This window comes from Streptomyces sp. NBC_01717, assembly GCF_036248255.1.
GTDB lineage: Bacteria > Actinomycetota > Actinomycetes > Streptomycetales > Streptomycetaceae > Streptomyces.
Genome location: NZ_CP109178.1, coordinates 8818368 through 8843888 on the forward strand (window position 1 = coordinate 8818368; position 25521 = coordinate 8843888).

General features: G+C 70.0%; 21 protein-coding genes. 14 read left to right on the forward strand and 7 right to left on the reverse strand.

Annotated elements, in window-relative coordinates; all coding sequences use genetic code 11:
• The first annotated feature begins 55 nt into the window (after positions 1-55).
• From OHB49_RS39900 to OHB49_RS39910, 3 genes are all read left to right on the forward strand, one after another.
• Positions 56-961, forward strand: a complete 906-nt coding sequence (locus OHB49_RS39900; RefSeq protein ID WP_329165824.1) for a MurR/RpiR family transcriptional regulator — start codon at positions 56-58, stop codon at positions 959-961.
• Positions 962-1124: 163 nt separating this feature from the next.
• Positions 1125-1484, forward strand: a complete 360-nt coding sequence (locus OHB49_RS39905; RefSeq protein WP_329165825.1) for a hypothetical protein — start codon at positions 1125-1127, stop codon at positions 1482-1484.
• Positions 1481-2116, forward strand: a complete 636-nt coding sequence (locus OHB49_RS39910; protein WP_329165827.1) for a LysE family transporter — start codon at positions 1481-1483, stop codon at positions 2114-2116. The genes OHB49_RS39905 and OHB49_RS39910 overlap by 4 nt, the downstream gene beginning before the upstream one ends.
• Before the next feature lie 74 nt (positions 2117-2190).
• On the opposite strand, the gene OHB49_RS39915 is transcribed toward OHB49_RS39910, so the two are convergent.
• Positions 2191-4050: a serine hydrolase gene (locus OHB49_RS39915; protein WP_329165828.1), complete on the reverse strand. Its 1860-nt coding sequence runs from the start codon at positions 4048-4050 to the stop codon at positions 2191-2193.
• 182 nt (positions 4051-4232) lie between these two features.
• Here OHB49_RS39915 and OHB49_RS39920 point away from each other — a divergent pair, with 182 nt between their 5' ends.
• Positions 4233-5342: an NAD(P)H-dependent flavin oxidoreductase gene (locus OHB49_RS39920; RefSeq protein WP_329165829.1), complete on the forward strand. Its 1110-nt coding sequence runs from the start codon at positions 4233-4235 to the stop codon at positions 5340-5342.
• On the forward strand, positions 5339-6889 hold the full coding sequence (locus OHB49_RS39925; protein WP_329165830.1) for an acyl-CoA synthetase: 1551 nt from the start codon (positions 5339-5341) through the stop codon (positions 6887-6889). Before OHB49_RS39920 ends, OHB49_RS39925 begins: the two co-directional genes overlap by 4 nt.
• Positions 6890-6940: 51 nt before the next feature.
• On the opposite strand, the gene OHB49_RS39930 is transcribed toward OHB49_RS39925, so the two are convergent.
• Positions 6941-9352: a penicillin acylase family protein gene (locus tag OHB49_RS39930; RefSeq protein ID WP_329165831.1), complete on the reverse strand. Its 2412-nt coding sequence runs from the start codon at positions 9350-9352 to the stop codon at positions 6941-6943.
• Positions 9353-9501: 149 nt separating this feature from the next.
• On the opposite strand from OHB49_RS39930, the gene OHB49_RS39935 reads away from it, so the two are divergent.
• Positions 9502-11010, forward strand: a complete 1509-nt coding sequence (locus OHB49_RS39935; RefSeq protein WP_329165832.1) for an acyl-CoA synthetase — start codon at positions 9502-9504, stop codon at positions 11008-11010.
• A gap of 144 nt (positions 11011-11154) precedes the next feature.
• Here the strand turns inward: OHB49_RS39935 and paaK are convergent, their stop codons facing one another.
• On the reverse strand, positions 11155-12444 hold the full coding sequence (gene paaK / locus OHB49_RS39940) for a phenylacetate--CoA ligase PaaK (protein ID WP_329165833.1): 1290 nt from the start codon (positions 12442-12444) through the stop codon (positions 11155-11157).
• Positions 12445-12633: 189 nt separating this feature from the next.
• Here paaK and OHB49_RS39945 point away from each other — a divergent pair, with 189 nt between their 5' ends.
• A complete protein-coding gene (locus OHB49_RS39945) occupies positions 12634-14157 on the forward strand; it encodes an alpha/beta fold hydrolase (protein ID WP_329165834.1) in 1524 nt (507 codons plus the stop codon).
• A 36-nt stretch (positions 14158-14193) separates the two neighbouring features.
• Here OHB49_RS39945 and OHB49_RS39950 read toward each other — a convergent pair whose 3' ends face one another.
• Positions 14194-15822, reverse strand: a complete 1629-nt coding sequence (locus OHB49_RS39950; protein WP_329165835.1) for an FAD-dependent oxidoreductase — start codon at positions 15820-15822, stop codon at positions 14194-14196.
• A 269-nt stretch (positions 15823-16091) separates the two neighbouring features.
• On the opposite strand from OHB49_RS39950, the gene OHB49_RS39955 reads away from it, so the two are divergent.
• The 7 genes from OHB49_RS39955 to OHB49_RS39985 all read left to right on the forward strand — a co-directional run bounded on the left by OHB49_RS39955 (position 16092) and on the right by OHB49_RS39985 (position 21373).
• A complete protein-coding gene (locus tag OHB49_RS39955; protein ID WP_030975365.1) occupies positions 16092-17210 on the forward strand; it encodes a SchA/CurD-like domain-containing protein in 1119 nt (372 codons plus the stop codon).
• 75 nt (positions 17211-17285) lie between these two features.
• Entirely contained in the window at positions 17286-17720 is a 435-nt protein-coding gene (locus tag OHB49_RS39960) for a cupin domain-containing protein (RefSeq protein ID WP_313935416.1), read from the forward strand.
• Positions 17717-18985, forward strand: coding sequence for a beta-ketoacyl-[acyl-carrier-protein] synthase family protein (locus OHB49_RS39965; protein ID WP_329165839.1), 1269 nt, complete (start codon positions 17717-17719; stop codon positions 18983-18985). The genes OHB49_RS39960 and OHB49_RS39965 overlap by 4 nt, the downstream gene beginning before the upstream one ends.
• Positions 18982-20232 carry a ketosynthase chain-length factor gene (locus tag OHB49_RS39970; RefSeq protein WP_030975369.1) on the forward strand — a complete coding sequence of 417 codons (1251 nt, stop codon included), beginning with the start codon at positions 18982-18984 and terminating at the stop codon, positions 20230-20232. The genes OHB49_RS39965 and OHB49_RS39970 overlap by 4 nt, the downstream gene beginning before the upstream one ends.
• A 16-nt stretch (positions 20233-20248) precedes the next feature.
• The gene (locus OHB49_RS39975; RefSeq protein ID WP_030975370.1) at positions 20249-20506 is read left to right on the forward strand and encodes an acyl carrier protein; all 258 of its coding nucleotides are present in this window, start codon (positions 20249-20251) and stop codon (positions 20504-20506) included.
• 1 nt (position 20507) lies between these two features.
• A complete protein-coding gene (locus OHB49_RS39980) occupies positions 20508-20987 on the forward strand; it encodes an SRPBCC family protein (protein ID WP_329165841.1) in 480 nt (159 codons plus the stop codon).
• 53 nt (positions 20988-21040) lie between these two features.
• Positions 21041-21373: a TcmI family type II polyketide cyclase gene (locus OHB49_RS39985; RefSeq protein ID WP_030975372.1), complete on the forward strand. Its 333-nt coding sequence runs from the start codon at positions 21041-21043 to the stop codon at positions 21371-21373.
• Between the two features lie 93 nt (positions 21374-21466).
• Here the strand turns inward: OHB49_RS39985 and OHB49_RS39990 are convergent, their stop codons facing one another.
• From OHB49_RS39990 to OHB49_RS40000, 3 genes are all read right to left on the reverse strand, one after another.
• Entirely contained in the window at positions 21467-22522 is a 1056-nt protein-coding gene (locus OHB49_RS39990) for a methyltransferase (RefSeq protein ID WP_030975373.1), read from the reverse strand.
• A 35-nt stretch (positions 22523-22557) separates the two neighbouring features.
• Positions 22558-23646, reverse strand: coding sequence for a right-handed parallel beta-helix repeat-containing protein (locus OHB49_RS39995; RefSeq protein WP_329165842.1), 1089 nt, complete (start codon positions 23644-23646; stop codon positions 22558-22560).
• A 193-nt stretch (positions 23647-23839) separates the two neighbouring features.
• Positions 23840-25468 (reverse strand): acyl-CoA synthetase, encoded by a 1629-nt coding sequence (locus tag OHB49_RS40000; protein ID WP_329165843.1) that lies wholly within the window; start codon positions 25466-25468, stop codon positions 23840-23842.
• Positions 25469-25521: the final 53 nt, after the last annotated feature.

The following is a 25521-nucleotide window of genomic DNA, read 5'->3' on the forward strand; positions in this document are numbered from 1 at the left end:
AGTCCGGGGCCGGGCCCCGCGTAATCTGAACCCCTTTGGAAAGGTGGCCCGGCCCATGTCCTCACTCGCCGAAGAGATCCGGCACCGCATCGGTGATCTCAGTCCCGCCGAACGCAAGGTGGCCCGGGTGATCCTCGCGGGCTATCCGTCGGCAGGCTTCGAGACCGTGGCCACGCTCGCCGAACGGGCCGGCGTGAGCGCGCCCACGGTGATCCGCTTCGTCAACAGGCTCGGCTACAAGGGATTCCCCGACTTCCAGGCGGCCCTGCGCGAGGAGCTCGACGAACGCAGCGCCTCTCCGCTGGCGCTGTACAGCACGCGCGGATACGGCAGCACTCCGCCTCGGGCGCAGGACGACTCCGGGCCGGACACGGGGGGCGCCGAAGGCGGCCAGGATGTGTTCAGCGCCGAGGTCGCCCGCACCCTGCGTGAACTGCCTCCGCACGATGTGGAGGCAGCAGTGGCGCTGCTCTGCCACCCCAAGCGCCGGGTCGTCCTCGTCGGCGGCCGGTTCACCCACCTGCTGGCGCAATATCTGGGCCTGCATCTCATGCAGTTGCGCGGCGACGTCGTGATCCTGCCGGGCCGGGACGTGGAACGGACCGCTGTGCTCGCGGGCCTGGGCAGACAGGACGTCCTCGTGGTGTTCGACTACCGCCGCTACGAACCGGACAAGGTCGTCATCACCGAGCTGGCCAGGGAGCGCGGCAGCAAGATCGTGCTGTTCACCGATGCCTGGCTCTCGCCGGTGACCAATCTCGCCGACGTCGTCCTGCCCAGCCGGGTTGCAGCCCCGTCGCCGTACGACAGCATGGTGCCGACGCTGGCCACGGTCGAGACGGTCCTTGCGGGCGTTCTCGGACAGCTCGGCGAGAAGGGGCGTGTCCACCTGGAGCACAGCGAGAACGTCGCACGGCAGGCCGGGATCCAGCCCGCCGACCGGAGGCCGGACGCCCCGTAGCCAGGGGGACGGGACGGGCCGCCGACCACGGGTTCGCCGGTCTGCGGACCATGAGGTACGCCTGACGGGCCGGCCCCGTTTCGGCCTGCCTCGCGCACGAGCGTGGTGTCCACGACCAACGCGGCCGGCGCAGCAGCTCCGCCACACGCTCGGGCTCCAGCCAGTGGACGTCGAGCGCCATGGGATGGCCGTACGGGTGTTCAAGGTGCCGGATCTGGTCACCGGCCTCGAAGGCGAGCGGCAGATGGCCGCCCGGGCTCAGCGCCGGTGGAACTCGGCGAACACTTCCGGCAACAGCTCCGACGGGGTGTGGATGATGGAGTACCAGGCGATGATGCAGCCGAGACTGCCGTCCGTCGTGGTGGCTGACAGAAATTGCATTGCCCGCGCCCCGGGCCGCCTCCATCCTCTGCTCATGAACTCGATCACCGTCCTCCTGTCGCCGACCTCCACCGCCGCCCGCCCGGTCCGAGGCCAGCAGCAGCCCGGCCCACCGCGGAGGCCCGTCTCCCTGCACGCGTGATCGCCGCCCTGGTCGCGGGGCTCCTGGCCGGCTTCGGCATTGCCATGCCGATCGGAGCGGTCGGGGCCTACCTGGTGACCCTGACGGCCCGGACGTCGCTGAAGATCGGTGCCGCAGCCGCGCTCGGTGTCGCGACGGCCGACGGCCTCTATGCGCTGATCGCGGTCGTCGGAGGTTCGTCGCTCACGCATGTCATCGAACCCGTCGCACTGCCCCTGCGCTGGGTCTCGGCGCTGGTGCTCGTCGCGCTGGCGGTTCTGGGTGCTGCCACGGCAATCGGCAGGTATCGCAAGCGGCATTCGGCAGTCCGGGCCGACGGAGCACCCCTCGGCCCCGCGCGGGCCTATCTGGGGCTGCTCGGAATGACGATGCTGAACCCCACCACCGTGATCTATTTCGCGGCGCTGGTGCTCGGCAGCCGGACGGCCGCTGCAGATCCGGACCGCTGGGAACAGTCGGTGTTCGTCCTCGCGGCCTTCGCGGCATCCGCGGGCTGGCAACTGGTGCTCGCCGGTGGGGGAGCGCTGCTCGGCCGTGCGCTGACCAGCCATCGTGGGCGGCTCGTCACCGCCCTGGCCTCCAGCACGCTGATCACCGCACTCGCCGTCCATCTGCTCGTCCCGTCGTCATGACGCCGGGCTGCCGGCCGACACGGCCGGCAGCCCGGGTCCTGCTCGACGTCACCTGCCGGGCGCGACTGCCCGCCTCAGTCCGCGGACACCGTCCACCCGTTGGCCTCGATACGCCCCGCGTCGGCGGACCTGCTGTCGTCGAAGACCGTACGGCCGTGGTCCTCGACCCGGATGCCGTCCACGTACGCCCCGCGTCCGACGTACAGTTGGTCCGTGGTGTACCGCCACCGCAGCCGCACCTCCTTGTCGCGCCAGGCGGCAAGGTCCGCGTCCAGTCGGTGCCAGACCCGGCCCGACCAGCCGGAGACGGAGCCGGCCGGATGCGGTTCGGGCTCTGTCCCGTGGTGTTCGGCCGCTGTCGGTACGGTGGTGAACGGCACCGGCTGCCAGGTCGCCCCGGCGTCCGAAGAGGCCTCCAGGAACAGGAAGTCGGAGCCCGGCTCGGTGTCCCACCACAGCGCGCAGCTCAGCGTGGCACGCGACGTCACCGGACGCAGCACGGGCAGTGCGAGCGTGGCGGAGGCGGCGCTCGCCATGCCGGAGAACCAGGCGGTACGGCCCCGGGCCGGGCGCACCGCCACCGCTCGCGCCATCTGGTTCGCGGTGGCGACCCGTGGTGCGCTGCCGGAGCGCCAAGTGCGCACCGGGTGGACCGAGTTGCCCAGGACGATCAGGAACGAGTCGGTCGTCGGATCGAGGACCAGGCTGGTGCCCGTGAAGCCGGTGTGGCCCGCGGTGCGCGGGGTGGCCATCGCGCCCATGTACCAGTGCTGGTAGAGCTCGAAGCCGAGCCCGTGCGCGTCACCCGGGAACGCGGTGTTGAAGTCGGTGAACAAGAGATCCACGGACTCGTCGGAGAGGATTCTCGCGTGCCCGTAGACGCCGCCGTTGAGCAGCGTTCGGGCGAGGATCGCCAGGTCCCAGGCGCAGGAGAAGACTCCGGCGTGGCCCGCCACCCCGTCCAGGCTGTAGGCGTTCTCGTCGTGCACCTCGCCCCAGACGAGGCCGCGGTCCAGGCCGGACCAGGGGAGCCGGGCGTCCTCGGTCGCCGCGATCTTCGGCTTCCATGCGGCCGGTGGGTTGTAGCGAGTGCGGTGCATACCGAGCGGAGCGGTGATCTCCTCGCGGAGCAGGACATCCTGGGCGCGACCGGTGATCTTCTCCAGGACCAGCTGCAGCGAGATCAGATTGAGGTCGGAGTAGAGGTACACGGTGCCGGGCGGGTTGGCCGGCACCTCGTTCCACAGCAGCTCCAGCTTTCCCTCCCGCGTCGGCGCCTTGTAGAGCGGAATCCAGGCACGGAAACCCGACGTGTGCGTCAGCAGCTGACGGATCGTGATGTCCTGCTTGCCGCCCCCCGCGAAGTCGGGAAGATACGACGCGACCTTCGCCTCCAGCTCCAGCGCCCCGCGCTCGATCTGCTGCACGGCCAGGATCGAGGTGAACAGCTTCGACACCGACGCCAGATCGAAGATCGTGTCCTCGGCCATCGCGATCTGCTGGTCCGCCGGGAACTCCACCCCGGTGTCGGTCTTCTCGTCGTACGCCGCATACCGCACCGCCTTGCCGATCGGCCGGTGCAGTGCCACCGTGCCACCGCGCCCCGCGAGCAGCACCGCGCCCGCGAACCACGGGTGCTTGGGGGAGGCGCCGAGGAACTTCTCGGCGTCGGTGACCAATTGGTCCAGCGGTCCTTGCAACAGGCCCGCGCGGGCGGCAGAACCGCGCCGCAGCGTCGGCCGGCCGTGCGCGGCACCCGCGCCCGGTCCCGATGTCCCCGCCTCCGACGTTCCCGACGATCCCGCCCCAGTTTCCATGGCCGACGCCGTCTCCGCGAACGGAATCGGTGCCAGGGCGAGCGCCCCGCCCAGTGCCAGCATCCCGCCGCTCAGCCTGCGTCGGCTGATTCCTCTGCCGGTTGCGTCCTCGGTCATCCGGAACCCCTTCCTACCGGGTGAAAGTAACTTTCGTCATCCAGTCCCGTGCTGAAACTTCCTGCCGCCGCAGAGATTACTGTCACCCCTGCCGTCCCGGAGGCTCCCGGCGCCACAAAGAATCTGACACTGCATCAGAAAATCTCTTCCTTCGGATGTCCGACTGCGGCATCCTGCCGCCCATGGAGACGGAGCTGAGCAAGAAACTGGGAGTCGAGCACGCCATCTTCGGCTTCACGCCGTTCCCGGCGGTGGCCGCGGCCATCACCCGGGCCGGCGGGTTCGGCGTACTCGGTGCGGTCCGCTACACCGCCCCCGACGACCTCGCGCGCGACCTCGACTGGATGCAGGAGCACACCGACGGCAAGCCGTACGGCCTCGATGTCGTCATGCCCGCCAGAAAGGTGGAGGGGGTGACCGAGGCCGATGTCGAGGCGATGATCCCGGCCGGACACCGCCAGTTCGTCCAGGACACCCTCGCCAAGCACGGCGTCCCCGAACTCGCCGAGGGCGAGGCCTCCGGCTGGCGGATCACCGGATGGATGGAGGAGATCGCCCGCAACCAGCTCGACGTGGCCTTCGAGTACCCCATCAAACTGCTCGCCAACGCCCTCGGTTCGCCGCCCGCCGACGTCGTGCGACGCGCACATGACGGGGACGTTCTCGTCGCCGCCCTCGCCGGAAGCGCCAGACACGCCCGGCACCACGCGGACGCGGGCATCGACGTCGTCGTCGCCCAGGGGTATGAGGCGGGCGGCCACACCGGAGAGATCGCCTCCATGGTCCTCGTCCCCGACGTCGTCGACGCCGTGGGCCCCCTCCCCGTCCTCGCCGCCGGAGGCATCGGCAGCGGAGAGCAGATCGCCGCCGGACTCGCCCTCGGAGCGCAGGGCGTCTGGCTCGGCTCGCTCTGGCTGACCACCGAGGAGGCCGACCTCCACTCCCGCGCGCTGACCCGCAAACTTCTTGCCGCCGGTTCCGGCGACACCGTCCGCTCCCGCGCCCTCACCGGCAAACCCGCACGCCAGCTCCGTACCGAATGGACCGACGCCTGGGACGACCCGTCGGGACCCGGCACGCTTCCCATGCCGCTCCAGGGACTGCTGGTCGCCGAGGCCGTCTCCCGCATCCAGAAGTACGAGACCGGCGCTCTGCTCGGCACCCCCGTCGGCCAGATCGTCGGCAGGATGAACACCGAACGCAGCGTGCAGGCCGTCTTCGACGACCTGACCAGCGGCTTCGAACGCGCCGTGGACCGGATCAACCGCATCGCCGGACGGAGCGTCGCATGAACCAGCCGCCGAACGGCTTCTGGGCCCAGGCCACCGCCGACCCCGACCCTACGGTCCTTATCGCGCCCGACGGGCAGACCTGGACCGCGGGCCGGCTGCACGCCGCTGCCAACCGCCTGGTCCACGGACTGCGTGCGGCCGGGCTCCGGCAGGGTGACGCGTTCGCCGTCGTCCTCCCCAACGGCGTCGAGTTCTTCACCGCCTACCTCGCCGCCACCCAGGCCGGCTTCTACCTCGTACCCGTCAACCACCACCTCGTCGGCCCCGAGATCGCCTGGATCGTCTCCGACTCCGGCTCCAAGGTGCTGATCGCGCACGAGCGGTTCACCGACGCCGCGACCGCCGCCGCGGACGAGGCGAAGCTGCCCGCGAGCCACCGGTACGCCATCGGCGAGGTCGACGGCTTCCGTCCCTACGCCGAACTGCTCGACGGGCAGCCCGACGCCCCGCCCGACGACCGCACACTCGGCTGGGTCATGAACTACACCTCCGGCACCACCGGCCGGCCGCGCGGCATCCGCCGCCCGCTGCCCGGCAGGCTCCCGGAGGAGAGCCATCTCGGCGGGTTCCTCGGCATCTTCGGCATCAGGCCGTTCGACGACAACGTCCACCTGGTCTGCTCGCCGCTCTACCACACCGCCGTACTCCAGTTCGCGGGCGCCGCCCTGCACATCGGGCATCCCCTGGTGCTGATGGACAAGTGGTCGCCCGAGGAGATGCTGCGGGTCATCGACGCACACCGCTGCACGCACACGCACATGGTCCCCACCCAGTTCCACCGCCTCCTGGCCCTGCCCGACAAGGTGAAGGAGCGGTACGACGTCACCTCGATGCGGCATGCCATCCATGGCGCGGCCCCCTGCCCCGACCACGTCAAACGCGCCATGATCGACTGGTGGGGACGGTGCGTAGAGGAGTACTACGCCGCCAGCGAGGGTGGCGGGGCGTTCGCCACCGCCGAGGACTGGCTGAAGAAGCCCGGCACGGTCGGGAAGGCCTGGCCGATCAGCGAACTCGCCGTCTTCGACGACGGCGGCAACCGTCTCCCGCCGGGCGAACTGGGCACCGTCTACATGAAGATGAGCACCGGCGGCTTCAGCTACCACAAGGACAGGACCAAGACGGAGAAGAACCGCATCGGCGACTTCTTCACCGTCGGCGACCTCGGCATCCTCGACGAGGAAGGCTATCTCTTCCTCCGCGACCGCAAGATCGACATGATCATCTCGGGCGGCGTGAACATCTACCCCGCCGAGATCGAAGCCGCCCTCCTCGCCCACCCCGCGGTCGCCGACGCCGCCGTCTTCGGCATCCCGCACGCCGACTGGGGCGAGGAGGTCAAGGCGGTCGTCGAACCGGCCGAGGGACACCTGCCGGGCGACGGCTTCGCCACCGAGATCCTCGCCCACTGCGCACAGCTGCTCGCCGGGTACAAACGGCCCAAGAGCGTCGACTTCATCGAGACGATGCCACGCGACCCGAACGGCAAGCTGTACAAGCGACGGCTGCGCGACCCGTACTGGGAAGGCCACCAGCGGCCCCTGTGACCGACGGGCCGGTACCCCGCCATCTCGGGCAGGTTACCGGCCCGCGGCGGACTACCGGTGCTCGTGCACCCGCACCACCCGCAGCGCGGGAGAGCGCGCGATGTCCTTCTCGCAGAACCGGGAGGTCACCCAGCGCTCACCCGAGTAGAGGGTGGTCTGGTCGCTGAAGTGCGCAGACTTCGGGTTCGAGGACTGGGAGTACGTCAGCAGGGTTCGGGCCACCGGGCACTTGGAGCCGTCCCAGCCGACCGCCTGGACATAGCTGGAGCCGGCCGACACCTCCGTGTAGCCGCCATTGGCCGCGTCCCACACCGGCTCCGTCTTGTTCCAGATACCGAGGGACTCCGTACCGCCGCCGACCGGGATGCGCTTCCCGTTCCGCACGACCCCTTGGTGGTCGCCAAGCCGTGCGTCCAGGGCGATCCCGGCCGCGCGCAGCTCGGCGACCGCGTCGGCGAGCGCCGAAGTGACGCCCGGAGCCGAGGTGTTCAGCGTGTTCGGGGTACGGACCGGGTCCGCGGCGGAGAAGGGCACCTTCCACAGCTCGGCCGGGGGCACCGCGGTGGCCCTGCGCCAGAACCGGTCGAAGAGCAGCGCGCCCCGGCTGCCGGTGTCGACCCGCCGGTCCCAGTGGGCGAGCACACCGCACGCCGCCGACACGTCGACCGCTGTCCCGTCGCTGCCGACGGCACGCCCGCCGGGCAGCGCGGCACAGGCGCGCGCCAGGTCGGCCGCGGCCAGATCTCCGGCCGGGGCGCGGTTCGCGTACTGCTGGTCCTGCAGGTCGCCGACGGTGAGTCGGCCCTTGGCCGCCATCGCCGACACATCCTCGATCGCGCCCCGGGTCCGCATCGACCGGGGTGCGGCGACCGTACCGAAGACCCGCTCGAAGCCGGTCAGCGGAGCGTCGGCGTTGGTCAGCCAGGCGCTGTCGTTGGAGTTCTCGACGTACGGGGCGTCCTTGACGGTCGGCATCCGGGCCGGACCGAAGATCCCGGGCTGCACCGCGTCCGGGTCCGAACCGAGCGCGCAGTCGCTCCTCGAACCGTCCAGCACCGCGAGCCCCGACGACGGGTACGTCGCCCGGCCCAGCGGGGTGGAGCACCGCTGCGCGAGCTCGTCCGTGATCCTCGGCAGCACCTGCGACTGGGAGAAGAACGAATGCCCCGACGAATCGGCGGCGATCGTGTTCACCCACGGCAGCCCCTGGGTACGGCGCAACGCGGTCTGGATGTCCGCGGTGCTGCGGGCCCTGCTGAACCCGAGACCGGTGTCCGGGGATCGCAGATTCGTGGCGTTCGGGTCATTGAGCGCGTACGCGGTCGTCGCCGTCCACGGCAGCGGCAGCCCGGCACCGAGCGAGGTGACGACCGGACCGTACCGGGTCCACCACTGCGTCCGGGTCACAGCTGTGCCGCCCTTCACGGCCACCGAGACCGTGCGTTTCACCATGCGCTCCGGCCGGCCGTCCACCAGATACACGGTCGGATCCGCCGGGTCCAGGGTCAGCTGATGCAGATTGAGGGTGACACCGGTGGCGACCGTGTGGCTCCAGGCGATGTTCGCGTTGTGCCCGATCGACACGGTCGCCGAACCGAGCAGCGAACCGCCCGCCACATTCAGCTCCCCGGGGATGGTCTGCTGCGACTGCCAGAACCGCCGCCCGCCCTGCCACGGGTAGTGCGGATTGCCCAGCAGCAGCCCACGCCCGTTCGCCGTCGAACTGCCGCGGAACGCGACCGCGTTGGATCCCATGTCCGCGTTCTGCGTGGACAGCAGCCGCTGTGCCGCCTGTGCCGCGTCCGTGGGCGGGATGCCGGGCGCCGCGGCCGCGCCCGTCGGCGGCTGCGCCGCTGTGATGCCGTCGATGCCGCGGCCCTGACCGCCCAGCACGGAGAGCGCGAAGGCGCGGGTCGTGACATCCAGGACCGTCACCGGCCGCACCCAGTCGGCGTCCCGGCAGGCCGGATCCGTGATCCGGTTCTGGGCCAGCCAGGCGTTGTACCCGGCCGCCCAGCCGCGCTCCAGCTCCTTCACCTCATGGCTCTGACCCGCCGGAGCGTGCACCTTCAGCAGTTTCTCGACGGTGTGGCTGTCGCGTATCCCGCGGAAGTAGAGATCGCTGGAGAGATTCTTCGTCGCGGAGGACAGCGAGCCGTCCGGCGCCGCGTCCGGACCGAAGTACCTCGACCGCTCGCCGCGCAGTGTCACAAAGCCGTCGGCGAGCGTGCACACCTGGTCGGCGGCCTGCGCCCAGCCGTTACCGAACCCGAGATCCGCGTAGTCCTTCGCCACGATGTGCGGGATGCCGTACTCGGTGTAGCGGATCACGGCGGACAGTCCGCCGCCCGACGGGTGCCGGCCGTGCGAGGGGTCGGCCGCGGCCGGTGGCAGGGACGCCGACACGGTGAACAGAGCGAGACCGGATACCGCGAGAAGTCTCAGACGGTTTCGGAGGGGCAAGGGTCCTCCCAACTGTGCGTGCACGAAAGGCGGTTGCTCGGATCTTCCGAGACGCCACGCGCAACTCAGCCAGCACCCGCACAGCCCTGTCAACATCGAGGCCGGGATCCGCCCTTGACCACCGGGCCCCGGCCGCACAGGATCACGCCATGACAGGTGTACGCAGCTCCACCGTCGACGGCGTCGTGACGCGCAGCGCCCGGCGCACTCCTGAGCACACCGCCGTGCGGTACGCCGAGCGGTCCTGGACCTACCGGGCCCTGGACACGGCGGTCAGCACCGCGGCCGCCGTCCTCCTCGACGGACACGGCCTGCACCCCGGCGACCGGGTCGCCTCCTACGCGCACAACTCCGACGCGTACCTGATCGCGTACCTCGCCTGCGCCCGCGCCGGCCTGGTCCATGTGCCGGTCAACCAGAACCTCACCGGCGACGACCTGACGTACATCCTGCAGCAGTCGGGGAGCGCCCTCGTCCTCACCGATCCGGACCTCGCCGACCGGATCCCGGCCGGTTTCGCCGTACGTCCGCTGCGCGACGCGCCGCACTCCCTTCTCGATGAACTCGCCACCCCGCGCCCCTTCACCGCCGAGCGCGAACCGGCCGCCGGCGACCTGGTGCAGCTGCTCTACACATCGGGCACCACCGCGCTCCCGAAGGGCGCGATGATGACGCACGGCGCCCTCGTCCACGAGTACGTCAGCGCGATCACCGCCCTCGATCTGCGCCCCACCGACCGGCCCGTCCACTCACTGCCGCTCTACCACTCCGCGCAGATGCATGTGTTCCTGCTGCCGTATCTCGCGGTCGGCGCGGAGAACACCATCCTCGACGCGCCCGAAGCGGGCCGGATCTTCGATCTCGTCGAGGCCGGGCAGGCGGACAGTCTGTTCGCCCCGCCGACTGTCTGGATCGGCCTCGCCAACCACCCGGAGTTCGCCACCCGCGACCTCGGCGGGCTGCGCAAGGCGTACTACGGGGCGTCGATCATGCCGGTTCCGGTGCTGGAACGGCTCCGTGAGCGGTTGCCCGCGCTCGCCTTCTACAACTGCTTCGGGCAGAGCGAGATCGGCCCGCTCGCCACCGTCCTCGGGCCCGACGAGCACGAGGGCCGGATGGACTCCTGCGGCCGGCCGGTTCTCTTCGTCGAGGCGCGAGTCGTCGACGAGCACGGCAAGGAGGTCCCGGACGGGACGGCGGGCGAGGTCGTCTACCGCTCCCCGCAGCTGTGCGAGGGCTACTGGGACAAGCCGGAGGAGACCGCCGAGGCGTTCCGCGACGGCTGGTTCCACTCCGGTGATCTCGCGGTCCGGGACCCGGAGGGCTTCTTCACCGTCGTCGACCGGGTGAAGGACGTCATCAACTCCGGTGGTGTCCTCGTCGCCTCCCGCCAGGTCGAGGACGCCCTCTACACCCACCCCGCCGTCGCGGAGACAGCCGTCGTCGGGCTGCCCGACGAGCGCTGGATCGAGGCCGTCACCGCCGTCGTGGTCCTGCGCTCCGACGCCACGGAACAGCAGTTGCTCGACCACGTGCGGGCACGGCTCGCCCACTTCAAGGCCCCGAAGAGGGTCCTCTTCGTGGACGAGCTGCCGCGCAACGCCAGCGGAAAGATCCTCAAGCGCGAGCTCAGGGACCGGTTCGCGCTCCCTGGGTGACCATCGCGCCGCAGCCGATGTCGATGACGGACCCCGAGGACCCCGGCACGGCGGCGGCGCGGGCAGCGGCCGGGAACACCGCGGTGCCCGCCCCATCCGCCGCGGCGCACCGCGCCCGCTCACCGGCGGCCAGACGACAGGCGCTCAGCGCCCGCCGCGCTCGTCCACGATCCGCTTGAACTTGCCGACCGACCGCTCCAGCGTCTCGGGGTCGACGATCTCGACCCCCACCGACACCCCGATGCCCTCCTTGACGGCCGTCGCGATCGCGAGTGCGGCTGCCGCCCGCTGGTCCGGCGTCGACTCCGCCCGCGCCTCCGCCCGCACCGTCAGCGCGTCGAGCCGGCCCTCGCGGGTCAGCCGGAGCTGGAAGTGCGGTGCCACTCCGGGTGTACGCAGCACGATCTCCTCGATCTGGGTCGGGAACAGATTCACCCCGCGAAGGATCACCAGGTCGTCGCTGCGGCCGGTGACCTTCTCCATCCGCCGGAAGACCCTGGCCGTGCCGGGCAGCAGCCGGGTCAGATCCCGGGTCCGGTAGCGGATGACCGGCATGGCCTCCTTGGTGAGCGAGGTGAAGACGAGCTCTCCCTCCTCGCCCTCCGGCAGCACCTCACCGGTGAGCGGGTCGACGACCTCCGGATAGAAGTGGTCCTCCCAGACGTGCAGTCCGTCCTTCGTCTCGACGCACTCCTGGGCGACACCCGGGCCGATCACCTCCGACAGGCCGTAGATGTCCACGGCGTCGATGGCGAACCGCTCCTCGATCTCCCGGCGCATCTCCTGCGTCCACGGCTCGGCACCGAATATCCCGACCTTCAGCGATGTCGTACGCGGATCGACGCCCTGCCGCTCGAACTCGTCGAGAAGCGTGAGCATGTACGACGGCGTGATCATGATGATCTCCGGCCGGAAGTCCTGGATCAGCTGCACCTGGCGGGCAGTCATGCCGCCGGACGCCGGGATGACCGTGCAGCCGAGCCGCTCCGCTCCGTAGTGTGCCCCGAGTCCACCGGTGAACAGCCCGTACCCGTACGCCACATGGACCTTCTGGCCCGGGCGGCCGCCGGCCGCCCGGATCGAGCGGGCGACCACATCCGCCCAGGTGTCGAGATCCGCCTGGGTGTAGCCGACGACGGTGGGGCGGCCCGTGGTCCCGCTGGACGCATGGATGCGCCGTACCTGGTCCTCCGGCACCGCGAACATGCCGAACGGATAGTTGTCCCGCAGATCGGCCTTCGTCGTGAACGGGAAGCGGGCCAGGTCGGCGAGGCTGCGGCAGTCGTCCGGGCGCAGCCCCGCCGCGTCGAACGCCGCACGGTAGAAACCGACGTGGTCGTACGCATGGTGGAGTGTGGCGCGCAGACGCTCCAGCTGCAGTGCCTCCAGCTCCTTGCGGTCGAGCCGTTCCGCCGCGTCCAGCAGAGCCGTCATCCCGATCTCCCTCGTCCCGAGCAGACGACCGATCATTCGGTCGATCGTTACGGGAGCAGTAATTCAGGATGATCCGCAACCTGGCAAGGGGGGCGACACAATCGTGCGGGTCGGAGCCGGACCGCGGTGCGGATACGCTCACACCGAACACCGGTGCAGCCCGGCGCGGTGCCTGTTTGGATGGCCTGCATGCCGTTCTTTCACACATATGACGGGACCGAGCTCACCTACCACCTCCAGGGCGAGGGCGAGCCACTGATCTGTGTGCCCGGTGGGCCGATGCAGGCCGCCGTCCACCTCGGCGACCTGGGCGGACTCTCCGCCCACCGGCAGCTGGTGCTGCTCGATCTACGGGGGACGGGCGACTCCGCAGTGCCCGACGCCCCCGCGACGTACCGCTGCGATCGCCTCGTCGACGACGTCGAGGCGCTGCGCGTACACCTGGGCCTGGAGCGTATCGATCTGCTGGGGCACTCCGCGTCCGGCAACCTGGTCGAGCTCTACGCCGCCCGGTATCCGCAGCGGCTGCGCTCGCTCACCCTCGTCACTCCGGGAGCCCGGGCCGTCGGGGTGGAGATGACCGACCAGGACCGGACCGACGCCTTCGCGTTGCGCAGCGGCGAACCCTGGTACGAGGCCGGGGTCTCGGCACTGAAGGAGATCCAGGCCGGACGCGCCGGGAGCGAGCAGTGGGCGGCGGTCGAGCCGTTCGCCTACGGAAGGTGGGACGCCGCAGCTCAGACGCATGCCGCCGGGAGAGCGGCACAGCGCAATGCCGGGGCTATGGCCGTTCACTACGAGGACGGCGCCTTCGACACGGTGGCCACGGTTGCCGCACTGCACGACCTGCCGGTCCCGGTGCTCGTCCTCGCGGGGGAGTACGACGCAGCACCGACCCCCGACCGCGCCGCCGAACTGGCCGCGCTCTTTCCGCACGCCGAGTTCGCCGTGCAGCGCGGTGCCGCGCACTTCCCGTGGCTCGACGACCCCGGCGCGTTCGTCCGCACCGTCCGTGCATTCCTCGACCCCGAGGTGCACAGCGTGCAGGCCGGCGGCATACGGCTCGCGTACCGCGTCTGGGGCGATCCGTCCGCCCCGCCCGTCGTCCTCGCCCACGGGCGGGGCGGCGACAGCCGGGACTGGACGGAGATCGCTGAACAGCTCGCCGTCGACCATCGCGTGTACGCACTCGACTTCCGCGGCCACGGCCTCAGCGACTGGACCGGCCGCTATTCGTTCGAGCTGTTCCGCGACGATCTGCACGCCTTCATGGAGGCCCGCAATCTGGCCGGCGCCACCGTCGTCGGGCACTCGATGGGTGGCGCCGCCGCCTATCTGCTCGCCGAGCGGGCACCCGGACTGATCGGCAGACTCGTCGTCGAGGAAGCCCCGACGCTCATCCCGCTCGACCCGCCCCGTCCGCCTGCCGAACGCCCGGACCAGGAGCTCGGCTTCGACTGGCCGGTCGTCCCGTCGATCGACGCCCAGCTCAACGACCCCGATCCGACGGGCCGTGAGCGTCTCGGCGACATCACCGCCCCGACACTCGTCATCGGCGGAGGCCCCGGCAGCCACATCCCACAGGATCAACTCGCCCGGATGGCACAGCAGATCCCCGACTGCCGGTTCGTCACCATCGACGCCGGACATCTCGTCCACACCGCCCGGCCCGCCGAATTCCTGGTGGCGCTGCGGTCGTTCGGCATGGACTGAGACGTCGGCGACCGGACCCGACGGGCTCCGCCGGAGTCAGTCGCGGCTGAGCAGGGTGGCCAGGACCTCGTGCAGGGTCGCCTCCGGGTCGGGTACGGAACCGGCCGACCGCCAGGCCACGAAGCCGTCGGGGCGCACCAGTACCGCGCCCTCGGCGGTCGTACCGTGGGCCTCGGCCCAGTCCGCCCCGTTCTCCGGCTCCAGATCGGATCCGGAGCCGATGCCGAACGCGTCGAGCCGCAGCGACAGCCGGTCGGCGACGCGCACGGCCGCACGACGCCACGCTTCATCCGCGCCGTCACAGAGCAGTACGAACGAACGCTCGTACAGATCCAGTGTGGACTTGCGCTCACCGGACTGACGGACCCACAGGTGGGGGGCCCGGGAGCCGGGGTCGCCCGTCAGCTGCAGTCCGCGCGGCACCACGGGCTGCTCGGGGTCGACGCCCACCACGGCGCCACGGACATAGCGGTAACCCAGTGCCACGGGCAGCAGGCCGCCCTGCTTCCCGCCCCCCGCACCGGGCGGCGGGGCATAACCGGGGTGGCTGTGTTCCGCGGAACGGGCGGAGGCCCGCTCGCTCGTCGCCCGGGCCACCGGCCGCCGCTCCGCCTCGTACGTGTCCAGCAGTCCCGGACCGGCCTCGCCGCGCAGCACGGCGGCGAGCTTCCAGGCGAGGTTGTGCGCGTCCTGGATACCGGTGTTGGAGCCGAACGCCCCGGTGGGGGACATCTCGTGGGCCGAGTCGCCGGCGAGGAACACCCGGCCGGAACCGTACCGGTCGGCGACGCGCTCCGCGGCGTGCCACGGGGCCTTGCCGGTGATCTCCACATCGATGTCCGGGGCGCCCGTCGCCAGGCGGATGTGGTCCGCGCACCGCTCGTCGGTGAAGTCCTCGAGGGTCTCGCCCTGTTCCGGCTTCCACGGTGCGTGGAACACCCAGTCCTGCTCGTTGTCCACGGGCAACAGTGCGCCGTCCGCAGCCGGGTTGGTGAGGTAGCACACGATGAACCGCCGGTCGCCCAGCACATCGGCGAGTTTCTTGGACCGGAAGGTGATGCTGACGTTGTGGAAAAGGTCGCCTGGGCCCGACCGGCCGATCCGCAGCTGCTCCCTGATCGGGCTGCGCGGGCCGTCGGCCGCGATGAGGTAGTCGGCGCGTACGGTCGTGTGCTCGCCGGTCTCCCGGTTCTTCAGCACCGCGTCCACCGCTGACTCGTTCGAGTCGAAACTGAGCAGCTCGGTGGAGAACCTCAGGTCACTGCCCTGCTCACGGGCCTGGGCCAGCAGCACCGGCTCCAGATCGTTCTGGCTGCACAGGCACCAGCCGCTCGGGCTGAACCGGGCGAGTCCGCCACCTGGGTCGATCTCCTTGAACAGCCACTCCTGGTCGTCGCCGGTCAGCGAGCCCGCCTGGAGGATGCCATGGTTGTCAGCGAGGACCGAAGCTGCCTCCCGGATCCGCTGCTCCACCCCCGCCGTGCGGAACACCTCCATGGTCCGGACGTTGTTGCCGCGCCCCCGCGGATGTGTAGAGGTGGCCGCGTGCTTCTCGACCAGCAGATGCTCGATGCCGAGTCTGCCGAGGAAGAGCGATGCGGACAGGCCCACCAGCGAGCCTCCCACGATGAGGACTGGTACGCGGTGGTCGACGTTCTCGTTCATCAGTTGCTCCCGCTAGGACGCTGTGCAGATGCACTGTCCATGCCCTTGTGGGAGCCGTTCGGACGGCCGCCGGAGCGCTGCTCACCTGAACGGTTCATAAATCTCGCGTCAGCCGGACCAGCGTTTCACGATCGGTCACGGAGAGATGCCCGCGGTCCGGGGGCGGACCGTACACATCCGCCGGGGGAAGCCCCGCTCCGATTCCACTCGACAACCGACGGCCGGCCGACCGATACGGCCACCGCACCGTCTCGAAGGAGAGCGCAACCATGACCACCCTCTCGGAACGGATCTCGCAGTCCGCCTTCGACGGCTCCAGGCTGCGGATCGTTCTGCTGCTCGATCTGCACGACGGAGCCCAGAAGCAATTCCTGGAGGCGTATGAGGACATGCGCAACCAAGTGGCATCCGTCCCCGGACACATCAGCGACCAGCTGTGCCAGTCGATCGAGAACCCCTCCCAATGGCTCATCACCAGCGAGTGGGAGAGCGCGCCGCCCTTCCTCGCCTGGGTCAACAGCGAGGAGCACGTCAAGACGGTCCAGCCCCTGCACAGCTGCGTACGCGACACCCGCTCGCTGCGCTACAGCATCCTGCGCGAGACCGGCAGCGCCTTCGACGCGCTGCCCGAGTCGGCCAAGGGCGGCCTGCAGGCCTCGCCGCGGCTGGGTGACGGTGTGGTCCGCCACGCGCTCACGTTCACCGTCAGGCCGGGCACCGAGGAGATCGTCGCCAAGATCCTCGCCGACTACGACTCACCGCAGGCCCGGGTCGACGAGCACACCCGGCTGCGCCGTACCTCGCTGTTCATGCACGGCAACCGCGTCGTTCGTGCGGTGGAGGTCGAGGGCGACCTCCTCGCGGCACTGCGTCACGTGTCCCGGCAGCCCGAGGTCAGGGCCGTCGAGGAAGCCATCAACCCATACCTGGAGCAGGACCGGGACCTCACCGATCCCAACTCCGCCCGGATGTTCTTCACCCGGGCGGCGCTCCCCACGGTCCACCACGTGACGAGGGGCCGGCACAACCCCGACGAGATCCGCCGGCACGCGCTCTTCTACCAGGCCAAGGAGGGCTGCGGCATGGCGCTCGCCCGGCTCCTCGCCGGCTACGACGAAGAGGCCGCCGACGACACGACGAGCCCGATCGACAGCAGCACCATCTTCCAGCGCGACGACATCGTCGTCCGGCTCCTCGAAGCCGTCGGACCGCTCGACGCCCAGGCCGCCCAGGCGGTCGGTGTCGACGGACCCGGCAAGGTGGCCAGACTCGGACGCCTCCTCGACGAGGACGCCAACGCCGTCCCCACGAACGACCGGGAGATCTCCCGCTTCATCACCCATGCCGAGATGAAGCTGATCACCGATCGGCGGGCCGCGGAGTCCTGAACCGCGCGTCAGCACCTGGGGGGTTCTCGCTCAACCCGTCACCATCACGCGCACTGCGCCAGGAGGAAGGCAGTCATGACCACGCACCGGCCACGCATCGTGGACCTCAGTGAGACCCAGCCCAACCGCAGGCGCGGAGGCGATCTGCGCGCCATGCTCACGCCGACAGCGGTGGGCGCCACCAGCGGCTTCATGGGGCTGGCCATCGTGCAGCCCGGCGACCGCATCGGAGAGCACTACCACCCGTACTCCGAGGAGTTCGTGTACGTCGTGAACGGTCTTCTGGAGGTGGACCTGGACGGTGAACCGCATGCCCTGCGGCCCGACCAGGGTCTGCTGATCCCTCCGTACGTACGCCACCGCTTCCGCAACGTGGGCGATGTGGAAGCGCGCATGGTCTTCCATCTCGGCCCGCTCGCCCCACGCCCGGAGCTCGGCCACGTCGACACCGAGCACACGGAGACGGCGGACCGGGCCGCGCCGCCAGAACGAGCCGAGGCCGCTTCATGACGCGGCGCGTGGCGGTCACCGGGGTCGGCGTCGTCGCCCCGGGCGGAATCGGCGCGCCGGCCTTCTGGGACCTCCTCGCGAACGGGCGGACCGCGACACGGGGCATCACCCTCTTCGACCCGGCCGGGTTCCGCTCCCGGATCGCCGCCGAGTGCGACTTCGACCCGGCGGAGCACGGTCTCGGCGAGGAGGAGATCGCCCGCTCGGACCGGTACGTCCAGTTCGCGCTGGTCGCCGCCCGGGAAGCCCTCGGCGACGCGAGTCTCGACCTGGAGAAGGTGGATCCCTGGCGGATCGGCGTCTCGCTCGGCACGGCAGTCGGTGGCACCACCCGACTGGAGCACGACTACGTCGCCGTCAGCGGCAGCGGCGCCCGCTGGGACGTCGACCACCGCCCGGCGGGCCGGCACCTGGAGCGGGCCTTCTCGCCCAGCTCCCTCGCCTCGGCGGTGGCCGAGGAGGTCGGCGCGCACGGCCCGGTGCAGACCGTTTCGACGGGCTGCACCTCCGGCCTCGACGCGATCGGGTACGCCTTCCAGTCCATCGAGGAGGGCCGCGTCGACGTGTGCATCGCCGGCGCGTCCGACTCGCCGATCACCCCCATCACGGTGGCCTGCTTCGACGCGATCAAGGCGACCTCGGCGAACAACAGCGACCCGGAGCACGCCTCCCGGCCGTTCGACGCCAGCCGGGACGGCTTCGTCATGGGCGAGGGCGGAGCCGTGCTCGTCCTGGAGGAGCTGGAACACGCCCGCGCCCGCGGCGCGACCGTGTACTGCGAGATCGCCGGCTACTCCACCTTCGGCAACGCCTACCACATGACCGGGCTGACCCCCGAGGGACTGGAGATGGCCGAGGCCATCAACCAGGCCCTCGGCCACGCCCGTATCGACGGTTCGGAGATCGACTACGTCAACGCGCACGGCTCCGGCACCAAGCAGAACGACCGGCACGAGACGGCCGCGGTGAAACGAGCCCTGGGCGCACACGCCTATGACGTGCCCATGAGCTCCATCAAGTCCATGGTCGGTCACTCACTCGGAGCCATCGGTGCCATCGAGATCGCCGCCTGCGTCCTTGCGTTGGTCAACCAGACAGTGCCGCCGACGGCGAACTACGAGACCCCTGACCCCGAATGCGACCTCGACTACGTGCCGCGTACCGCACGTCCCATGAAGCTGCGCAGCGTGCTGTCGGTCGGCAGCGGCTTCGGGGGTTTCCAGTCCGCGGTGGCCCTGACCAGAACAGGCGGGAGGACACGATGAACGTCCGAGAGGCCCGGCGCACCGTCGTCACGGGTATTGGTGTCGTCGCCCCCAACGGCACGACCACGGAATCGTTCTGGAAGATGACGCTGGAAGGGATAAACGTCCTCGACCGCGTCACCCGCGAAGGCTGCGAACATCTGCCTCTGCGGGTCGCCGGTGAAGTCCGGGGTTTCGACCCGGTGGCGCTGGTGGAAGAACGTTACCTCGTACAGACCGACCGGTTCACGCACTTCGCGATGGCCGCGGCGGATCTCGCGCTCGACGACGCCCGGCTCGGCCGGGCCGACTACGAGAAGGCCCCGTTCGGCGTGGGGGTGGTGACCGCCGCCGGGTCGGGCGGCGGCGAGTTCGGCCAGCGCGAACTGCAACGGCTGTGGGGTCAGGGGTCCAAGTACGTCGGCCCCTACCAGTCCATCGCCTGGTTCTACGCCGCCAGCACCGGCCAGATCTCCATCCGGGGCGGTTTCAAGGGACCGTGTGCCGTCGTCGCCAGCGACGAGGCGGGCGGCCTGGACGCGCTGGCGCACGCCGCCCGGACCATCCGCCGCGGCGCCGACGCGGTGGTCGTCGGCGCGGCGGAGGCTCCCCTGGCCCCGTACTCGGTCGTCTGCCAGCTCGGGTACGAGGACCTGAGTGTCTGCGACGACCCCGCACGGGCGTACCTCCCCTTCACTGCCGACGCCTGCGGCTTCGTGCCGGCCGAGGGCGGCGCCATGCTCGTGGTCGAGGAAGAGGGAGCGGTGCTGCGCCGTGGGGCCAAGGTCCGGGCCGAACTGGCGGGCCACGCGGCGACGTTCACCGGGGCGTCCCGGTGGGCGGAGTCCAGGGAGGGCCTGTCCCGGGCGATCAGCGGTGCGCTCCGGGAGGCCGACTGCGCGCCGGAGGAGATCGACGTGATCTTCGCGGACGCGCTCGGAGTACCCGCGGCGGACCGCGCCGAGGCGCTGGCCATCGCCGACGCGCTCGGCGCGCACGGCAGGCGCGTACCGGTCACGGCGCCCAAGAGCGGGATCGGCAGGGCCTACTGCGGAGCGCCGGTACTGGACGTGGCTGCCGCAGTGCTGGCCATGGAGGACGGTCTGATACCGCCCACCCCCAATGTGGTCGACGTGTGCCACGACCTCGACGTGGTCACCGGCCGGGCGCGCCCCGCCGAGCTGCGGACGGCGCTCGTGCTGAGCCGCGGCCTCATGGGTTCGAACGCGGCGATTGTGCTGCGGCACCCCACCGACACCCACGCGTGAGAAGGAGAACCCCCTCATGACCAATCCACTGACGTACCAGGAGCTGGCCGCGCTGATGAAGAAGGGCGCGGGAGTCACCGTCGACCCGACCGAGATGGAGAGCCGGCCCGCGTCCGGCTTCGACGAGTTCGGCCTGGACTCGCTCGGCCTCCTCGGCATCGTGGGTGTGCTGGAGAACCGGCACGGCCAGGCGCTCCCCGCCGACGCGGACCGCTGCAAGACCCCCCGTGAATTCCTCGACCTGGTCAACAACAACCTCGTGACAGGAGCCTGAAGTGTCCGGACACACCGAGAACGAGATCACCATCGCCGCCCCCCTGGACCTCGTCTGGGACGTGACGAACGACCTTGAGAACTGGCCGCGACTGTTCAGCGAGTACGCGTCCGTCGAGGTCCTCGAGCGGGACGGCGAGAGGACGAAGTTCAGGCTGACCATGCACCCCGACGAGAACGACAAGGTCTGGAGCTGGGTCTCCGAGCGCACCATCGACCGCGCCGCGCGTACGGTCGTCGCCCGCCGGGTCGAGCCCGGCCCCTTCCAGCACATGAACATCCGCTGGGTGTACTCGGAGGCCCCCGGCGGCACCAAGCTGCACTGGCAGCAGGACTTCGCGATGCGGCCCGACGCACCCGTCGACGACGCGTGGATGACCGACAACATCAACCGCAACTCCCGCGTCCAGATGGAACTCATCCGGGACAAGATCGAGCAGCGCGACCGTGAGCGGCGCACCGCCCCGGTCAGCGCCCGCTGACGCTCCGCCCGTCCACCCCGCCGCCCGGCGGGTACCAGAAAGGCATCCTCTCGATGCACCATGCTCTGATCGTCGCCCGTATGGCGCCGGATTCGGCGCCGGACATCGCCGAACTGTTCGCCGCCTCGGACGGCAGTGAACTGCCGCACCTCGTCGGCGTGAGCCGGCGCAAGCTGTTCCAGTTCGGTGACGTGTATCTGCATCTGATCGAGTCCGACCGCCCGCCCGGCCCGGAGATCGCCAAGGTGCACCAGCACCCGGAGTTCAAGGATCTCAGCGACAAGTTGACCGCCTTCATCAGCCCGTACGACCCGAAGACCTGGCGTGGTCCGAAGGACGCGATGGCGCACGAGTTCTACCGGTGGGAGCGGGACTCCACCGCCTGAGCAGGAATGAGCGATTGCCCCGGGTCCGGCTCGAGAGCCGGACCCGGGGCGATTCCACGGCCCGAAGCCTCCACGGTCCGAGGAGCGAACGGGTCAAGCGGGGACGACGCATTCGAATGCGTGCAGATACGCATTGACCGGACTGATGTCGCCGATGATCAGGCCGGCCTCCGCCATCCGGCTCATCAGACTCTCCCTGGTGTGCTTCGCTCCGCCGACATTGAGGAGCAGCAGCAGATCCATGGCCGTGGTGAACCGCATCGACGGCGTGTCGTCGACCAGGTTCTCGATGATCACGACCCGGGCACCCGGGCGGGCGGCCGTCATCACATTGCGCAGCGTCCTGCGGGTGCTTTCGTCGTCCCATTCCAGGATGTTCTTGATGATGTAGAGGTCGGCCTGGACGGGGATCTCCTCGCGGCAGTCCCCGGCGACGATGCGGGTCCGTCCGGCGAGCGGACCGCCGTCCCGAAGCCGTGCGTCGGCCCGCGCCACCACGCCCGGCAGATCCATCAGAGTGCCGCGGACGGACGGGTGCTTCTCCAGCAGGCTGGCGAGCACGTGTCCCTGACCGCCGCCGATGTCGGCGATCTCGGACACCTCGGCGAGGTCGAGGAGTTCGGCGACTTCCAGCGCGGACTGCATGCTGGAGGTGGTCATGGCCCGGTCGAAGACCTGGGCCGACTCGTGCGCGTCCTGGTGCAGGTAGTCGAAGAACCCCTTTCCGAACACCTCGGGGAAGACGCTCGAGCCGGTGCGCACCGCGTCGTCCAGGCGGGGCCAGACCTCCCAGGTCCAGGGCTCGGTGCACCACAGGGAGATGTACCGCAGGCTGTTCGGGTCGTCCTCGCGCAACAGCCGGGACATGTCGGTGTGGACGAATTTGCCGTCCTCGGTCTCGGCGAAGATCCCGTAGCAGGACAGGGCGCGCAGCAGACGCTTCAGCGGCATCGGCTCGACGCTCAGCTCCGCCGCGAGCTCCTCCGCGCCGGCGGGAGTCTCTCCGAGCGCGTCGGCGACGCCCAGCCGGGCCGCCGCACGCACGGCGGCTGCGCAGGCTGCGCCGAAGACGATCTCGCGCAGCCGCATCCCGGGATGCGGGGTGAGGGGGGTGATGGGGGTGGTGGGGGTGGTGCTCACGGTGGTCATACCGTCTCGCTTCTCCTCGTGCGGGGGGACATGGGTCAGCACATTCCGGCCGGTGCGGATGTCGCGCATACGTTGCGGGCGAAGCTGTTGCGCTGTGTGGTTTCCTGGTTGGTCAGGTCCGCGGGCCGGTTGCCCGTCGCCCGGTTGTCGCTGATGGTGTTGCCGGTGTTGTGAGCGCCCACGAAGCTCTTGAACAGCACGATCCCGCCGGAGAGCGGTGTGGCGCCCACGTTGTTCTCGACGGTGTTCTTGCGCACATCGGTGTCCACGGTGCCGGTGAGGATGATCCCGGACCCTTGGATTGCGGGCAGTCGCTCGGTCTTGGCGCAGTACTTGTTGTTCTTGGTGACCCGGTTGTCGTGGATGGACATCGCCCCGGCCTGCGGCTTGCCCTCGTCTCCCACGACGAAGACACCGCTGCAGTTGCCGGTGAAGGTGTTGTTGTGGATCGAGAGGTTGCGGACCCGGCGGACGGTGAGGCCGATCCGGTTGTCCGTCATCGTGTTGCCCTGGACCGTGGTGCCACGGGTGTCGGTTGCGCCACCCTCCTCGTCCACGGTGTTCGCGACGAAGATGCCGGCGTCGGCGTTGGAGCGGGTGGTGTTGTCCCGGATGTCGGAGCGGGTGGACCGCTCCTGGGCGATGCCCCAGATGCCGTTGGACCGGGACGTCACCTGCCGGACCGACAGCCCGTCGGTCCAGGAGGCCCAGACTCCGTTCTTCTTGAATCCGGAGACGGTCAGCGAGCGGATGCGCACACCGTCGACAGGATGTTTTTTCGTGCCCTGGACGCAGATGCCGTTTCCGGCCTTTGCGCAGGCGTTGGCTGCCTTGACCCCGGTCGTGGGTGGCATGAGCACGGTCCCGGCCGTGGCGCCCCGCAGGGTCAGGTGCGCCTTCTTGATCAGGACACTCTCGTGATACGTGCCGGGCCGGATGTCGATGGTGTCACCCGACCGGGAGGCATCCACCGCGGCCTGGATCGACTGGCCCGGACGCACCACGCGCACGACTGGGGAATCCACGGAACGGGAGGCAGCCGCGGTGCAGGCCGGCACAGCGGCGCCCACGGCGGTGGCCGCCACGGCGAGGCACAAGAGCTGTTTGGTGTGACGTTTCTCCATGAGCCGAAACTATGGGCGAACACCCCTCGATGCCACGCAGGGTGAGCGGTTGGACACATCACGTGCCCGAATGGCTTACGTCGGAACAGCCGCTGCGCACAAGTGGTGGACGCGCGGCGGCGCACTCGGGTGAGATTGCAGGCTCGGTGCCGGTCCTCGCACCCGGGTCGGGCCCGGGATCAAGCACAGGCGTTCAGACCTGCGGTCCACGGCCGGGCGCGACGATCGAGCGGGCCCACCGGTAGTCGGCCTTGCCGCTGGGCGAGCGCTGGATCCGCGGGGCGATCACCAGCTGCCGGGGGATCTTGTATCCGGCGAGACGGGTCCGGCAGTGCGCCTGGACCTCGTCGAGCGAGGGTTCGGCCGCTCCCTCCCGCAGTTGCACCACCGCCGCGACGTGGTTTCCCCACCGTTCGTCGGGCACCCCGGCGACCAGCGCGTCGTACACGTCCGGATGGGACTTGAGCGCCTGTTCGACCTCCTCCGGGTACACCTTCTCGCCCCCGGTGTTGATGCACTGCGAGCCGCGGCCGAGGACCGTGACGATGCCCTCCGCGTCGACGGTGGCCATGTCGCCGAGCAGCACCCATCGCTCCCCGCCCCTGCGGAAGAACGTCTCCGCGGTCTTGCGCGGGTCGTTGTAGTAGCCGAGCGGTACGTGGCCGCGCTGGGCGATCCGGCCCGGCTCGCCCGGCGCCACCGGTTCGTACGTCGTCGGGTCGACGACCGCCGTACGGGAGTTGACCTGGATGCGGAACCCGTTCTCCGGCCCCGAGTCGGCCGTTGCGGTGCCGTTGAAGCCGGACTCCGACGAGCCGAAGTTGTTGAGCAGCATCACGGTGGGCACCAGCGACTGGAACTCCGCGCGCACCGAGTCGGACATGATCGCGCCCGAGCTGGAGACGGAGAACAGAGACGAGCAGTCGGTGCCCTTCAGTGGCCCCCGCAGCGCGTCGATCAGCGGCCGCAGCATCGCGTCACCAACCAGCGACACACTGGTGACCTTCTCCTTCTCGATCGTACGGAGCACCTCCTCGGGCACGAACTTGCGGTGGACGACGACCCGCTGACCGAAGTTGAACCCGATGAACGCGGTCAGCGTCGAAGTTCCGTGCATCAGTGGGGGAGTGGGGAAGAAGGTGATGCCGTCGCCGCCCGCGGCGACCCGCTCGGCCAGCTCCTGCGGGGTCTTCACCGGGTCGCCGGTCGGCGCGCCGCCGCCGAGACCGGAGAAGAAGAGGTCCTCCTGGCGCCACATCACGCCCTTGGGCAAGCCCGTGGTGCCACCGGTGTAGATGATGAACTGGTCGTCGGCCGATCGGGGCGCGAAACCGCCCTCGGGATCCCCGTCCGCCTCGGCGTCGGCGAACGCCACGGCATCCGGACCCGGGGCGCCCGCCGCCGGCGTACCGACCCGTACGAGATGGCGGAGCTTTTGTGCTCTCGGTGCGGCGGCCGCGACCCGCTCGTCGAACTCGGCGTCGAAGACCAGGGCCGCCAGATCCGCGTCCCGATAGAGGTAGACCAACTCGTCTTCCACATACCGGTAGTTGACGTTCACCGGGACGATGCGCGCCTTGAGGCAGGCCAGTACGGTCTGGAGGTACTCGATGCCGTTGTAGAGGTGGAGCCCGAGGTGCTCGCCGGGGGTCAGACCGGCGTCGATCAGATGGTGGGCGATCCGGTTGGCGGCTCCGTCCAGCTCCGCATAGGTGAGCCGCCGCTCGGCACCCGTACCGGGATGGTCGAGATACACGAGCGCCTCACGATCCGGGACCGCGTCGACGACCGACTCGAACAGGTCGGCAAGGTTGTACTCCACCGTTCCTCCTGACCCCGGATGCTGAGTGGTCCGGCGGTCATTAGAGCGCCGAC

Coding starts and splice junctions, on each gene's coding strand:
- OHB49_RS39945 (WP_329165834.1), top strand. CDS start 12,634: ATGCCGTTCTTTCACACATATGACGGGACCGAGCTCACCTACCACCTC.
- OHB49_RS39900 (WP_329165824.1), top strand. CDS start 56: ATGTCCTCACTCGCCGAAGAGATCCGGCACCGCATCGGTGATCTCAGT.
- OHB49_RS39950 (WP_329165835.1), bottom strand. CDS start 15,822: ATGAACGAGAACGTCGACCACCGCGTACCAGTCCTCATCGTGGGAGGC.
- OHB49_RS39920 (WP_329165829.1), top strand. CDS start 4,233: ATGGAGACGGAGCTGAGCAAGAAACTGGGAGTCGAGCACGCCATCTTC.
- OHB49_RS39995 (WP_329165842.1), bottom strand. CDS start 23,646: ATGGAGAAACGTCACACCAAACAGCTCTTGTGCCTCGCCGTGGCGGCC.
- OHB49_RS39915 (WP_329165828.1), bottom strand. CDS start 4,050: ATGACCGAGGACGCAACCGGCAGAGGAATCAGCCGACGCAGGCTGAGC.
- OHB49_RS39990 (WP_030975373.1), bottom strand. CDS start 22,522: ATGACCACCGTGAGCACCACCCCCACCACCCCCATCACCCCCCTCACC.
- OHB49_RS39960 (WP_313935416.1), top strand. CDS start 17,286: ATGACCACGCACCGGCCACGCATCGTGGACCTCAGTGAGACCCAGCCC.
- OHB49_RS39935 (WP_329165832.1), top strand. CDS start 9,502: ATGACAGGTGTACGCAGCTCCACCGTCGACGGCGTCGTGACGCGCAGC.
- OHB49_RS39955 (WP_030975365.1), top strand. CDS start 16,092: ATGACCACCCTCTCGGAACGGATCTCGCAGTCCGCCTTCGACGGCTCC.
- OHB49_RS39925 (WP_329165830.1), top strand. CDS start 5,339: ATGAACCAGCCGCCGAACGGCTTCTGGGCCCAGGCCACCGCCGACCCC.
- OHB49_RS39985 (WP_030975372.1), top strand. CDS start 21,041: ATGCACCATGCTCTGATCGTCGCCCGTATGGCGCCGGATTCGGCGCCG.
- paaK (WP_329165833.1), bottom strand. CDS start 12,444: ATGACGGCTCTGCTGGACGCGGCGGAACGGCTCGACCGCAAGGAGCTG.
- OHB49_RS39970 (WP_030975369.1), top strand. CDS start 18,982: ATGAACGTCCGAGAGGCCCGGCGCACCGTCGTCACGGGTATTGGTGTC.
- OHB49_RS39975 (WP_030975370.1), top strand. CDS start 20,249: ATGACCAATCCACTGACGTACCAGGAGCTGGCCGCGCTGATGAAGAAG.
- OHB49_RS39965 (WP_329165839.1), top strand. CDS start 17,717: ATGACGCGGCGCGTGGCGGTCACCGGGGTCGGCGTCGTCGCCCCGGGC.